The following is a 14715-nucleotide window of genomic DNA, read 5'->3' on the forward strand; positions in this document are numbered from 1 at the left end:
TATTACAGTAAAGGCGCCATAAGTCGCGCCAAAGCTTCAATAAGCTTTGTGCGCTTAGATCGTTTTTGCCATGCTTCTAATTCTAACTTTTCACAGTCTTTTAAATCCTCATTAAACAGATCTGTTAATTGATGGCTAAACTCCTTATTATAAATTAAGGCATTGACTTCAAAGTTAATATTAAAGCTTCTATAGTCCATATTAGTGGTACCAACAGTACTAAATACACCATCTACAACCATGGTTTTAGCATGAACAAAGCCTTTAGTGTATTGGTACACCTCCACTCCGGCTTCTAGCAGTAATTCTAAATAAGAGTTAGTAGCATATTCTGCTATCCACGAATCGGATGTTTTAGGTACAATTAGTTTTACCTTAATATTACTTCTTGCGGTAACTTGCAGTGCTGTTACAATCTCACTGTTAGGAATAAAATAAGGGGTAGTTATATATACATGATCCTCGGCATTCGTAATAGCAACAAAAATCGCTTCCATTATATTAGACCAATCCGTATCTGGTCCGCTAGCCGCAATTTGAAGCGGTATATTTTCTTTACAATTATGATCTGGGAAATAACTTTTAGAAATTTCTAATTTATCATCACCAACAAAATCCCAAGTTGTAAAAAATAAGATTTGGAGTGGTTTTACAGCTTCACCTGTTATACGTACATGTGTATCTCTCCAATATCTATTATTATGAGCATTAACATAGTTATCTGAAATATTTATACCACCTACATACCCAATTTTCCCATCTATAATAGCAATTTTTCTATGGTCGCGATAATTCATTTGACCAGTAAATCTTGAAAATAAGACAGGCATAAATGAATTCATTTCAATGCCGTTATCTTTCAGTTTACGTTTCATTTTAGAAGTTATAGAACTTCCTACATCATCTATTACGATTCTAATTTCTAGGCCTTCATTTGCTTTTTTACATAATAAATTGAGAATTTCTGTACCTATCTTATCATCTTTAATTATAAAATATTCAAGATGAATATGGTGTTTAGCCTCTTTTATATCTTTGATAAGTATTTTAAACTTCTCGTCACCATTTTTAATAAGCCTAACATCATTATTAATTGTAAGCTTAGATTTTTCACTATTGTAGAGTAATGGAATTAGTTTAGATTTTTCTTCAAGCAATTCATCTACTTCATTAATAGCTTTAGTGTCAAGCTGCAATTGGTCCTGAATCTTTTTTACAATAGATTGATTTAAAACATGCTTTCTACTAAATATTTTAGTCTTTCTATATTCTTGTCCAAAAAAATAATAAACAATTAAACCCAAAAACGGTACAGCCAATAAACCTATTATATAGCTAAGGGCTTTAGTTGGATTCAATTTTTTAAGTAAAATTGTTACAACAGCAGATAATGCAAGCGTATAATTGAGTGCAATTAAGATTTGCCAGATATGATTTCTAACAAATTCCAAGAATTAAGGTTGAGTATTAGTATTGTAATACCCTTTTTCAGGAATATCTATTTGATATGATTTTCTTGATTTATTATTTAAATGCGGCTCTCTTAACCAAGGATTATGAAGTTTTAAAATCTTATAGTTAATTCCAAATTTCTTTGCGAATTGCGCAAAATCGGTCACTGCAGTATCGACTTCGACTTTATAAGTTGGGACATGCTTATACAAGTGACTCTTATTAAAATTGAAGCCATATTTTTCAGGATTAGAAAGAATTTCTTTTAGAGCTACAATTCTAAATACGTAACGACCGGTTTCTTCTCCTAGTAACAAATCGTAATACCCATCAACATCTTGTTCTTTTAAACGTCTTGACACACCATAATTACCAGCATTATAAGCAGCGGCAGCTTTTGTCCATGAACCTAAGCTCTCTTTTGCTTTCTTTAAGTAATTACACGCGACTTCTGTTGCTTTTTCTAAATTATAACGCTCATCAACATTTGTATTTACTTCTAAACCATTTTCTCTTCCTGTAGCTTTCATAATTTGCCAAACACCACTGGCACCTGCAGGTGATTTTGCTGTTTGTACCAACCCACTTTCTATAACTGCTAAATATTTAAAATCATCTGGCACACCATTTTTCTTCAAAATGGGTTCTATAATAGGAAAATACTTTTGTGCACGTTTAAACATTAGCAAACCATTAGATTGCCAATAGGTATTGACTAATAGCTCTCTATCCATACGCTCATAGATATCGGGATCTTCAACAGGAACTGGTTCACCAGCAAAATTTAAATTTTCTGGCATTTCTAATGCGTACACATTATAACTATTTACAATTGGATCTTCCTTACCTAATAAATAATCTGAAGGTGCTTTTTTATCTGGTGCCTTTTGCATGGCAAAAATAAATAAGCCTGATATACAAACAACTCCGATTAGTGCTAAACTATTTTTTATGATTTTCATAAGTTTTAATTTATTTTAAACGCTCCATGTTATTCACTACCAATATGTGCTAAATGACAAGGCTATAAACATGCGCATTGAATAATTTTTCTTTTTTATAAATGTAATCAATCTAAGAACAAGATTCAAATTCAACCTTCAATAAGTTTTGGTAAATTTTCGTTAAACCATTTGTACTTATTAATGATCATAATATGTGTTCCGCCCTTAATTACGATACAATTTCCAACGCAAGAGTGCGGAAAAACAGCATCATTGTCTCCATGAATATATATCGCATCTGGATGAGCTTCCTCTTGACTCCAACAAACCATTTGTTTAATAGCCCAATCTAAATAGGTTTTATCATTTACAGATAAGTATTTTTTATACAAATCCACACGTTTTTTTATGGTCTCTCCAAATGCATATTTGGCTAATAAATCAATATTACTCATCAATTGTGTAGGCAAAAATTTATAAGCCTTAGTAACTTTAAGTAATTTAAGCCGTTTTGGCAACTCGTGATGCGACTTTACACTAGAGACTACTATTAACTTTTTTAAGTTTAAATACTTACTCATTTCTTGTACTAAAACACCTCCAAAAGACACACCTAACAAAACAACATTATCGTGCTTAATAAATGTACACATGCGCAGAGCATAATCTTTGAGTGTCTCATTTTTATTGGGAATCTGCCACTCTAGCCAATGGATTTCATAATTGTTTTTTGGAAGATCTATATGTTCAAATATAGATGGATTTGCTGCCATACCAGGCATTAAATAAATCTGTGTTAATTGGGGATTCATTGGGTATGTTTGAGACGTCCTAATTAATTACAATTTAAGGTTTTAACAACAATAACCTAATACTTTAGTTGATTTTTTGTACCTTTGCACAGCAAAACTATATAAAATATAGTATCTACGCTACCAACCGCTGAATTTAATACAATAAAATTATGACAGAAACTGCTGAATTGATTGACAATGATTTTCTACGTCAATTTGAATTAAAGGTTGAAAACGAAATGGCTATTATTGAATATTCTTTACAAGAACGAAAGATATTCTTAACCAAAATGATTATTCCTGACACGATTAGAACAGATGAGTTTGAACTGGACTTTATTGATATGGTATTCTCTAATATTAAGGAACGTAACATTAGTGTAGTACCTACAAGTCCTGAAATCGCAAAATTTGTAAGGCGAAACAGGAAATATAAACGCATGCTACCAGTTGGAATTCGAATATAATTCTAGAAAAAACATTAAAAAAATCCGAAACTTTAAAAGTTTCGGATTTTTTTTTTATCAGTGTATTACGTTTTTATTTTTCGAGAAATTTAAAACGTACCAAACCATCTTCATCAATTTTAGTAAGTTCTACTTTATGCAATGTATTAACTAATTCTGGATTCCATGGTGTTTTAACCTTTACATAGTTTTCTGTAAAACCATGAATGTAACCTTCTTTATTTTCACTTTCAAATAAAACAGTTCGTTCTGTATTTATTTGTTTTTCGTAAAACGCGCGACGTTTTTTAGCAGATAAGCCTCGTAACATTTTACTGCGTTTAACTCTTTTAGCTTTAGACACCACATTTGGCATTTTAGCAGCTTCTGTATTATCACGTTCAGAATATTGAAATACGTGTAAATACGATATATCTAATGCGTTTAAAAAATTATAAGTCTCTAGAAACAATTCATCTGTTTCACCAGGAAAACCAACAATCACATCCACACCAATACAAGCATGTGGCATAACTTCATTTATTTTTAAAACTCTGTCTACATATAATTCTTTCATATAGCGACGTTTCATCTTTTTTAAGATGTCATTACTTCCACTTTGCAATGGAATATGAAAATGTGGTACAAAAGCTCTAGATTTAGAAACTAAATCTATGGATTCGTTTTTTAATAAATTAGGTTCAATAGATGAGATTCTCAATCGCTCAATACCTTCAACTTTATCAAGTTCTGTAACCAAATCTAAAAAAGTGTGTTCGTGTTTTTTATTCCCAAACTCTCCTTTTCCGTAGTCTCCAATATTTACACCTGTTAATACAATCTCCTTAATGCCTTGTTCTGAAATTTCTTTGGCATTCTTCAAAACATTTGCCATTGTATCACTTCTTGAAATCCCTCTCGCTAAAGGAATTGTACAATAAGTACATTTATAATCACAACCATCTTGTACTTTTAAAAAAGCTCTAGTTCTGTCACCTATAGAATAACTGCCAACATAGAAATCAGCATCTTCAATTTCACAAGAATGCACTTCACCTAAGTCATTTTTTGTGAGATCATTTAAGTAATCTGTTATTTTAAATTTCTCTGTCGCTCCCAATACCAAGTCTACACCATTAACGTCTGCTAATTCTTCAGGTTTTAATTGTGCATAGCAACCTATCGCCGCTACAAATGCTTCAGGATTATTCTTTTGAGCTTGTTTTACAATAGACTTAAAACGTTTATCTGCATTTTCAGTTACAGAGCAGGTATTAATTACATAAATATCAGCCGATTCCTTAAAATCTACTCGATCAAATCCTTCGTCTGTAAAACCTCTAGCTATGGTAGACGTTTCAGAAAAATTCAGTTTACAACCTAGTGTATAAAATGCGACTTTTTTTGTTGGATTCATTCTTGTACTTTTACCAAGTTGGCAAATTTACAACATATAAGTTATATGCTAAAACTCAGACTATCCTTATTCAATAGATTACGTTATGGATCATTGTTTTTCATAATTTTATCGTGCAGCTCTAAAGAAAGCTCTCAATTAGACCATTTGGTATTTAGATACAATGAACACAAAAATATTGGCTCTTTAGATCCTGCTTTTTCTAAAGATTTAGCAGACATTTGGGCAACACATCAATTGTTTAATGGTTTAGTACAAATGGATGACCAGCTTAACGTTAAACCTTCCATTGCTAAAAATTGGACCATTACAGATAGCGCCAAAACCTACACTTTTACACTTAGAAACGATGTAAAGTTTCATAAACATGAATTATTTGCGACTTCTTCAAACAGTCAGGATTCTACTAGAAATGTAAATGCTTCTGACTTTGAATATAGTTTCAATAGATTAAAAGATAAAACCATTGCTTCTCCAGGTAGTTGGGTTTTAAATAAAGTAGAAGACTTTTCTGCTATTAACGATTCAACATTTCAAATTAAATTAAAACAACCTTTTCCTGCATTTTTAGGCTTGTTAACCATGAAATACTGTTCTGTTGTTCCTAAAGAGATCGTAGAACATTATGGTAATGATTTTAGAGCACATCCCATAGGAACTGGTCCTTTTAAATTTAAACGCTGGGAAGAAAACTTAAAGTTAGTATTTAGACGAAATGAGCATTATTTTGAAACTGCTGCTCATGAGCAACAGCTGCCGTATCTTGAAGCTATTGCTATTACTTTTTTGCCAGATAAGCAAAGTGAGTTTCTACAGTTTGCACAAGGTAATATTGACTTTGTTTCTGGTTTAGATGGCTCTTATAAAGATGAAATTTTAACCGCAGAAGGAAAATTAAGAGCAACCTATGCTGATGACGTAAAAATGATAAGAGGACCATATCTTAACACCGAATATTTAGCCTTTTTTATGGCATCTGAAGTCAACGAAATTCAGGCATTAAAACTGAGAAAAGCAATTAATGTAGGTTTTGACAGAAACAAAATGATGACGTATTTAAGAAATGGTATTGGAATTCCTGCAAATGGCGGTTTTATACCAAAAGGTTTACCTGGTTTTGATGCTTCTATTGGTTTTAAATATCAACCTGAATTAGCCAAACAACTCGTTTCAGAATTCAAGACTGAAACTGGAATTAAAACCCCAGAAATCACCCTCACCACAACAAGCAATTATTTAAGCTTTTGTGAATTTATTCAACGCGAATTACAGAAAACGGGCTTATTAGTTAATGTGGATGTTATCCCACCTTCTAGCTTAAAAGATGCTAAAGCTAATGGGCAAGTCGATTTTTTTAGAGCGAGCTGGATAGCCGATTATCCTGATGCTGAAAACTATTTGTCGTTATATTACAGTAATAATTTTGCTCCAAATGGCCCTAATTACACGCATTTTAAAAATTCAAAATTCGACCAAATGTATGAAGCTGCTTATTTAGAAACTAATCCTGATTTACGAGCAAAACTTTATACTAAAATGGATTCGCTTATTATGAACTCTGCCCCTATTGTACCACTTTTTTATGACGAAGTAGTTAGGTTTACAAGACAAAACGTAAATGGTTTAGGAATTAATGCTACAAATTTATTGGAATTAAAATCGGTAAGAAAAACTAAAATCCAGTAAAATAATAAAGGTCATCACCACCTTCACCTCTAGAGCGTCTAGATGATATAAATCCTGAGGTTAAATCATCATTTAAGAAAAATGAAAAATCATCACCACGACTATTAATAGGTTCATCTAAAGATACCGGTTCTTTAATGATGTTAGTAGCATTTAAATCGTATTCATAAATATCTATACCACCTTTTCCTCCACGTCTATCCGAAGAGAAGTACAACTTATTATCTGCACTAACAAAAGGAAAGGTCTCAGTACGTGGCGAATTAATATGTTCTCCTAATTTTGTCACTTCACCATAAGTTTTATGATCAGAAACGGAAACTTTGTATAAATCTGATTTGCCTTTTGTCCCTTTAATATCTGCAATAAAATATAATGTAGCCCCATCTGGACTTAAAGCAGGATGCGCAAAATTATAATCTGGATCACAAAATGGTAAGATGGTTATGTTTGTCCAACCTTTGCCTTCCACATACTCTGCTCTTTGTATTAAAAGGTTAAACGTATTCATATCCTTTAACTTATTTTCTCCTTTTTCGGTGTGATTTGCTGTATAATACATATACTTACCATCTTTAGAATAAGTTGAAACAGACATATTAGACATACCTACATCCTTCTTCTTTACAAGCTTAGCATCCTTTATCTCTCCGTCTTCACGTAATGGAGCCTCATAAATAGCATATAAATTTTGTGCATATTTATCTAATATTGCTCTACCACTTCTAGTCACTAAATTAGAACTAAAAAACACTTTATCTTTTACAACTCTTGCTGCAAAATGATCGAGTTTGTTGTTTATTTTTAGTCTTTTGACTTCGACCTCTTGAGAAAACCCAAGGCTTAAAATAAATAAAAAAAGTAGGGTAAATTGGGGTTTTAGTATCATGCTATTCTCTTCTATATTGTTTTGTTTCTTCAAAAATATGTTCTAAAATCGCTTTATCTTGATCCGTAAACTCTTCTTTTCGTCTTGCCATAACTACTTCTGCAACTTCAAATGCTTTATTAGTTTTATAGGTTACAAAGCCTTTACTTCCGCCCCAAGAAAAGCTTGGCACAAAATTTCTAGGAAATCCACTTCCAAAGATATTAGCACTTACACCAACAACTGTACCAGTATTAAACATGGTGTTAATACCACATTTACTGTGATCTCCCATCATTAATCCGCAGAATTGCAATCCTGTTTTAGCAAAACCTTCGGTTTGGTAATCCCAAAGCCTTACTTCTGCATAGTTATTTTTTAAGTTACTGTTATTGGTATCTGCACCAAGGTTACACCATTCTCCTAATACTGAATTACCTAAAAAGCCATCGTGCCCTTTATTAGAAAAACCAAAAATAACAGAATTACTAACCTCGCCACCTACTTTGCTATGTGGCCCAATAGTGGTTGGTCCATAAATTTTACTAGCCATTTTTAATGTCGCATTATTACAAAGTGCCAAAGGCCCTCTAACAATAGCCCCTTCCATAACTTCGGCATTTCTACCAATGTAAATTGGACCAGAACTGGCATTTAAAGTTGCAAAATTTAAAGTTGCTCCTTTTTCAATAAAAATATTTTCAGGATTTATGGTATTGATTGTTGCAGGAATTGGTTCTGATTGTCGGTCCTTTGTTATTAAGTTAAAATCCTCAACTAAGGCTTCACCATTCTTAGAAAAAACATCCCAAGTATGCTCAATTTTCAGAATATCACCTTCAAATTCTATCGCTTCAAAATTTGAAAAATCATTCACTTCCTCGCCTTCTTTAGCAAAAAACGCAATGACATCTTCAGCTTTAAATAAAGCCTGATTATGATTTAAGTTTTTTACAACTTCAACCACTTCCATATTAGGTAAAAAAGACGCATTAATCATAATGTTGTCTTCCATTTCTACCATTGGAAACTTATCTGCCAAATAGTCTTCAGTTACAGTAGTGGTAGTATATTCTAAATACGACTCCCATTTTTGACGAATCGTTAAAATACCGACTCTAATATCTGCAACAGGTCTTGTAAATGTAAATGGCAACAAGTTGTTGCGGTATGGGCCATCAAAAAGTATATAGTTCATTCTGAGTTTAAAATTTAAAGTTTTTAGCTTCAACTAAAAACCTCGATTAACCCTTCAAAAATAACTTAATTGTATAAAACAAAAAAGCCTTTCTGTTAAAGAAGGGCTTTTTAAAAATATCTAATAGCTTGAGTTTATTTTTTAAACTTAGCGTATTTGTTTTTGAATTTATCAATACGACCAGCTGTATCTACTAATTTAGATTTACCGGTATAGTATGGATGAGATGTTCTAGAAATCTCCAACTTAACTAATGGATATTCAACACCGTCAACTTCAATAGTTTCACTTGTATCTGCTGTAGATTTAGTTAAAAATACATCTTCGTTAGACATATCTTTAAACGCTACTACTCTATAATTTTCTGGATGTATTCCTGCTTTCATCACTAAATGCTTTAAATGTATTCGATTTTTCGAGGTGCAAATTTAAGTATTTTTTATAAATGTACAATCTTTTTAGTACTTTTTATTTCACAAATTTATGTAACATTTCCGTAACTTTGAGTACTAACTAGATAATTAACTAAAAAATCAACTAAAAATGGAAAAATCTTTAAAATCTTCAGCAACGTCATACGGGCTTTATTTAGCTTTAGTTCTATCCTCATTAACTATAATAGGATACGCTGTATATCTAGACTTATTTACCCAATGGTGGTTTGGAATTGGCCAAATGTTACTTGTTATTATTTTTGGCATTGTATCCTCTGTTAAAGCGAGAACACTTTCTGGAGGATTTATAAGTTTTAAAGAAGCTTTTACTGCCTTTTTTATAACTATTGCAATTGGTATAGTTATACCTGCTCTTATTGGTTTAGTTATCTTTAATTTTATTGATCCTGATGCCGCTACCTTATTACAAGACAAAATCGTAGAATCTCAATTATCTATGATGCAAAATTTTGGTGCACCTCAAGAAGCTATTGACGAAGCAATTAAACAAATGGAAGCACAAGGAAGCTTTTTCTCTATAAGCAATTCGTTAAAATCTATAGCATACCAACTTGTTGGCTTTAGTATTATAGGTTTAATTGTAGCTGCTGTAGTTAAAAAAAATGATCCTAATGCAGCTTAAAAATTTTCTCTATTTTTGAAGTCTAGAAATTAGACAACATCAATATGAATATATCAGTAGTTATACCACTACTTAACGAAGAAGAATCTTTAAAAGAACTACACGATTGGATAGTATCAGTGATGCTATCCAATCAGTTTTCTTATGAAATTCTATTTATAGACGATGGCAGTACTGATAGGTCTTGGCATATTATTTCAGAACTTGCAGAAATAAATCCTAGCGTTAAAGGGATTAGGTTTCTAAAAAACTTTGGAAAATCTCAAGCTTTACATGCTGGTTTTGCAAAAGCTGAAGGCGATGTTGTTATTACGATGGATGCGGATTTGCAAGACAATCCAGAAGAAATCCCTGAACTTTACAAAATGATTACAGAAGACCATTTTGATTTGGTCTCTGGTTGGAAAAAGAAACGATACGATTCTTACTTATCTAAAAACTTACCCTCAAAACTTTTTAATTGGGCAGCAAGACGAACATCTGGTGTGATCTTAAATGATTTTAATTGCGGTTTAAAGGCTTATTCAAATCAAGTTGTTAAGCACATTGATGTTTATGGCGAAATGCACCGCTACATCCCTGTTTTAGCCAAAAATGCTGGTTTTACTGCTATAGGAGAAAAAGTTGTACAGCACCAAGCCCGTAAATATGGGCATACAAAATTTGGGATGAATCGTTTTATCAATGGTTTCCTTGATTTAATAACCATTTGGTTTATCTCTAGATTTGGAAAACGACCAATGCACCTCTTTGGAGCATTAGGAGTCGTAATGTCTATTATTGGTTTTGGCTTTTCTCTTTATTTGGGATTAGACAAACTATTCTTTAATCCTACAGGTAGATTAATTACAGACAGGCCCCAATTTTATATTGCTTTATCTACTATGTTAATTGGAGTACAATTCTTCATTGCTGGTTTTTTAGGCGAACTTACTTTGCGATCTAACCGCCAACAGCAACGTTATTTTATTAAAGAAAATTTGAATCTATCCTAGCGATTAGAATTTATAGTCTTGTAAGTCCATTTCAAATTACGAATTGTTTATTTTTGTTATTGAATCCATTTTACTTATTTATAAATGATACATATTAAGCCAGAAATTTTAGAACGTGTAAACAGTTGGTTAACTCCAGCTTTTGATGAAGAATCGCAAAAACAAATCAAACACATGATTGCTTCTAATCCTAAAGATTTAGAAGAGAGTTTTTATAAAGATTTAGAATTTGGAACTGGTGGTATGCGAGGTATTATGGGACTTGGCACCAACAGAATAAACAAATATACTTTAGGAAAAAATACACAAGGGCTAAGTAATTACTTAAAAGAGTCCTTTCCTAATGAAGAACTAAGAGTCGCTATTGCTTACGATTGTAGACATAATAGCAACACTTTTGGCAAGCTGGTCGCAGATGTCTTTTCTGCAAATGGAATTAAAGTCTTTTTATTTGAAGACTTAAGACCAACACCAGAGTTATCATTCGCCTTAAAGCATTTAAACTGTCATTGTGGAATTGTATTAACAGCATCACACAATCCACCCGAATATAATGGTTACAAAGTGTATTGGCAAGATGGAGGTCAATTAGTGCCACCTCAAGATGCTGCAGTAATTAAAGAAATAAACCGATTAGATTATTCTGAAATTAAGTTTGAAGCGAATTCAGATTTAATTCAATATATAGGAAAAGACATTGATAACGTTTTTTTTGATGCCTCAGTGAGTAATGGTAGTTTTAATACACCTTCTAAAACTAAAGAAGATTTAAATATTGTATTTACATCTTTACACGGCACGTCTATCACAGCAATACCTGAGACGCTCAAACGTGCAGGCTATACTAATGTAAACATTGTTGAAGAACAACGTATACCAAATGGAGATTTTCCAACCGTTGTTTCTCCCAACCCGGAAGAGCCAGAAGCCTTAAAAATGGCTATGGAATTAGCTAAAAAAGTAGATGGAGATATCGTTATTGGTACAGATCCAGATTGTGATCGTTTAGGTGTTGTAGTCCGTAATCTAGAAAATGAATTAGTGATTCTTAATGGTAATCAAACCATGGTATTAATGACTAATTTTCTATTAAAACAATGGAAAAAAGAAGGAAAAATTAATGGAAATCAATTTATTGCCTCTACAATTGTATCTACACCTATGATGTCTGTTTTAGCAAATGCATATAATGTAGAATGTAAAATTGGACTTACAGGCTTTAAATGGATTGCTAAAATGATTAAAGATTTTCCTGAACTCGATTTTATTGGAGGTGGAGAAGAAAGTTTTGGGTTTATGGTTGGCGATTTCGTTAGAGATAAAGATGCTGTAACCTCTACTCTTTTGGCTTGCGAAATAGCTGCACAAGCTAAAGCCAATGGAAAAACAATGTATCAAGAATTAATTGATTTATATAAAGAACACGGTTTCTTTAAAGAACGGTTAGTTGCCTTAACTAAAAAAGGTATTGAAGGCGCACAAGAAATTAAACAAATGATGATTGATGCTAGAGAAAATCCTTTAAAAGAAATCAATGGAGAAAAAGTGGTCTTAATCGAAGACTATCAATTATCCATTTCTAAAAACCTTCAAACACAAGAAGAAACGACTATAGACATTCCAAAATCTAATGTTTTAATTTACTATACTGAAAATGGTAGTAAAATAGCACTAAGACCAAGTGGAACAGAACCAAAAATAAAATTCTATATCAGCGTAAATGCCGATCTTGACAATACGGCAGACTTTGCTTCAACGGAGCGGTTATTGGAAGATAGAATTGATGCTATCCTCAAGGATATGAATTTGTAATTAATGGACTATATAAAAAAATTATCACGGTTTATAATTCCGTATAAAAAATTTGGTTACCTCAACATTTTCTTCAATGTGCTCTATGCGCTTTTTAGCACATTAGCCATGGTGGCTTTAATGCCAATGATTAATGTTTTATTTGGTGAAACCGAAAGGTTAAACGTAAAGCCTGTCTATAATGGCATTAGAGAGATTAAACCTTATGCCGAAGATTATTTAAATTATTTTGTAACTACAACTAACGATAGTGAAGGTCCGCAACGCACCTTACTGTATATGATTATGTTAATCATTAGTTTGTTTTTACTTAAAAATATTTTTAATTATCTCGCTTTATTTTTTATTACTTTTCTTAGAAATGGAGTTTTAAAAGACTTGAGAGATTCTATTTACAATAAAGTACTAACCTTACCTATTTCTTATTATTCTGAAAAGAAAAAAGGAGATATTATAGCCCGAATTTCTGGTGATGTTAATGAAGTAAAAAATTCACTACTTGCCGTATTAGAACTTATAGTAAAAGAACCTCTTACCATTGTTTTTGCAATTGTGACCATGTTTACAATTTCAGTAAAACTAACCATTTTTGTATTTATTTTTATTCCCGTAGCTGGATTAATTATTTCAAGAATAGGAAAAAGTTTGAAGAAAAAGTCTAGTCGTGTACAAACCGAACAAGGCGTATTTCTATCAACCTTAGAAGAAACCTTAAGTGGTCTAAAAGTGATAAAAGGCTTTAACTCAGAAGCACACTTTAATAAAAAGTTCCAGGACTCTACAACTCGTTTTTATAATTTTTCAAACAAATTACTGAATCGTCAAAATTTAGCATCGCCTGCAAGTGAGTTTTTAGGTATTGCCACAATAGCTGCACTACTATGGTATGGTGGCAGCATGGTATTAATAGAGAATAGCCTTTCTGGAGGTGCCTTTATAACTTATATGGCCTTAGCATACCAAATTTTAACTCCTGCCAAAGCTATTAGTAAGGCCAGTTATAAAGTAAAAGCAGGTAATGCAGCGGCCGACCGTGTTTTAGAAATTATTGAAACACCTTCTGTACTTGAAGATAAGCCCAATGCTAAAGTTAAAACCAATTTTACTTCAGCACTACATTTAAATAATATCTCTTTTAAATACGAAGACGATTTAGTCCTCAAAAACTTTACGCTACAAGTCCCTAAAGGGAAAAGCGTTGCCTTAGTTGGGCAATCTGGAAGCGGGAAAAGTACTATTGCCAATTTAGTGACACGCTTTTACGATGTAAATGAAGGCAGCATTAAAATAGACGATGACAATATAAAAGATATTACAAAACACTCGTTAAGAAATTTAATGGGATTAGTAACTCAAGATTCCATCTTATTTAATGACAGTATTAAAAACAATATTCTTTTAGGCAAAGAAAATGCTACAGATGAAGAAATAATAGACGCTTTAAAAATTGCTAATGCTTGGGAGTTTGTTAAAGACTTACCTAAAGGCATAGAAACTAATATTGGCGATTCAGGAAACAAATTGTCTGGTGGACAAAAACAACGTTTAAGTATTGCAAGAGCTGTACTAAAAAATCCACCAATTATGATTTTAGATGAAGCCACCTCAGCTTTAGATACAGAAAGCGAACGCTTAGTTCAAGATGCTTTAGAAAACATGATGAAAAACAGAACCTCTATTGTTATTGCACACCGCTTATCTACAATCCAAAATGCAGATCAAATTGTGGTAATGCAAAAAGGTGAGATTGCAGAACAAGGCACTCATGCAGAACTGATTGCTAAAAATGGAGTTTACAGAAAACTTGTTGATATGCAAAGCTTTGAGTAATACAAAATTTTCGTTTTAATACATAAAAAAGGATGCATAATTAAATGCATCCTTTTTCTTTTGTTACCAGATTTGGGGAACTGATAACGGTAAATAGGTTAAGCTAAGACAAACATATACTAAATAAATATACTACACAAGAAAAAAGTGTATTTTATCGTGTTTTTATGCTTTTTATCGAAAATATCAAACTTAA

General features: G+C 32.1%; 13 protein-coding genes. 6 read left to right on the top strand and 7 right to left on the bottom strand.

Features of this window, described 5'->3' with window-relative positions; translation table 11 throughout:
- Positions 1–2 precede the first annotated feature (2 nt).
- From cls to KO504_RS05435, 3 genes are all read right to left on the bottom strand, one after another.
- Positions 3–1451, bottom strand: coding sequence for a cardiolipin synthase (gene cls / locus KO504_RS05425; RefSeq protein WP_215925309.1), 1449 nt, complete (start codon positions 1449–1451; stop codon positions 3–5).
- Positions 1452–1454: 3 nt separating this feature from the next.
- Positions 1455–2414, bottom strand: coding sequence for a lytic transglycosylase domain-containing protein (locus KO504_RS05430; RefSeq protein WP_215925310.1), 960 nt, complete (start codon positions 2412–2414; stop codon positions 1455–1457).
- A gap of 131 nt (positions 2415–2545) precedes the next feature.
- Entirely contained in the window at positions 2546–3208 is a 663-nt protein-coding gene (locus KO504_RS05435) for an alpha/beta hydrolase (protein WP_215925311.1), read from the bottom strand.
- A 152-nt stretch (positions 3209–3360) separates the two neighbouring features.
- On the opposite strand from KO504_RS05435, the gene KO504_RS05440 reads away from it, so the two are divergent.
- Entirely contained in the window at positions 3361–3657 is a 297-nt protein-coding gene (locus KO504_RS05440; protein ID WP_215925312.1) for an N-acetyltransferase, read from the top strand.
- A gap of 73 nt (positions 3658–3730) precedes the next feature.
- On the opposite strand, the gene mtaB is transcribed toward KO504_RS05440, so the two are convergent.
- The gene (gene mtaB / locus KO504_RS05445; protein ID WP_215925313.1) at positions 3731–5053 is read right to left on the bottom strand and encodes a tRNA (N(6)-L-threonylcarbamoyladenosine(37)-C(2))-methylthiotransferase MtaB; all 1323 of its coding nucleotides are present in this window, start codon (positions 5051–5053) and stop codon (positions 3731–3733) included.
- Positions 5054–5098: 45 nt separating this feature from the next.
- On the opposite strand from mtaB, the gene KO504_RS05450 reads away from it, so the two are divergent.
- Entirely contained in the window at positions 5099–6739 is a 1641-nt protein-coding gene (locus tag KO504_RS05450) for an ABC transporter substrate-binding protein (RefSeq protein ID WP_215925314.1), read from the top strand.
- On the opposite strand, the gene KO504_RS05455 is transcribed toward KO504_RS05450, so the two are convergent.
- From KO504_RS05455 to KO504_RS05465, 3 genes are all read right to left on the bottom strand, one after another.
- The gene (locus KO504_RS05455) at positions 6726–7628 is read right to left on the bottom strand and encodes a TolB family protein (RefSeq protein WP_215925315.1); all 903 of its coding nucleotides are present in this window, start codon (positions 7626–7628) and stop codon (positions 6726–6728) included. The two genes, KO504_RS05450 and KO504_RS05455, sit on opposite strands and share 14 nt — an antisense overlap.
- Position 7629: 1 nt before the next feature.
- The gene (locus tag KO504_RS05460) at positions 7630–8805 is read right to left on the bottom strand and encodes a GlmU family protein (RefSeq protein ID WP_215925316.1); all 1176 of its coding nucleotides are present in this window, start codon (positions 8803–8805) and stop codon (positions 7630–7632) included.
- Positions 8806–8939: 134 nt separating this feature from the next.
- Positions 8940–9191 (bottom strand): type B 50S ribosomal protein L31, encoded by a 252-nt coding sequence (locus tag KO504_RS05465; protein ID WP_215925317.1) that lies wholly within the window; start codon positions 9189–9191, stop codon positions 8940–8942.
- Positions 9192–9348: 157 nt separating this feature from the next.
- On the opposite strand from KO504_RS05465, the gene KO504_RS05470 reads away from it, so the two are divergent.
- The 4 genes from KO504_RS05470 to KO504_RS05485 all read left to right on the top strand — a co-directional run bounded on the left by KO504_RS05470 (position 9349) and on the right by KO504_RS05485 (position 14519).
- Complete coding sequence (locus KO504_RS05470; protein WP_215925318.1) at positions 9349–9882, top strand: DUF4199 domain-containing protein; 534 nt, start codon at positions 9349–9351, stop codon at positions 9880–9882.
- 44 nt (positions 9883–9926) lie between these two features.
- Positions 9927–10877, top strand: a complete 951-nt coding sequence (locus tag KO504_RS05475; RefSeq protein ID WP_215925319.1) for a glycosyltransferase family 2 protein — start codon at positions 9927–9929, stop codon at positions 10875–10877.
- An 84-nt stretch (positions 10878–10961) separates the two neighbouring features.
- Positions 10962–12689, top strand: a complete 1728-nt coding sequence (locus KO504_RS05480) for a phospho-sugar mutase (protein ID WP_215925320.1) — start codon at positions 10962–10964, stop codon at positions 12687–12689.
- Between the two features lie 3 nt (positions 12690–12692).
- Complete coding sequence (locus KO504_RS05485; RefSeq protein WP_215925321.1) at positions 12693–14519, top strand: ABC transporter ATP-binding protein; 1827 nt, start codon at positions 12693–12695, stop codon at positions 14517–14519.
- The last annotated feature ends 196 nt before the right edge of the window (positions 14520–14715 follow it).

It is taken from the genome of Winogradskyella psychrotolerans, assembly GCF_018860565.1.
In the GTDB taxonomy this organism is placed as follows: Bacteria; Bacteroidota; Bacteroidia; order Flavobacteriales; family Flavobacteriaceae; genus Winogradskyella; species Winogradskyella damuponensis.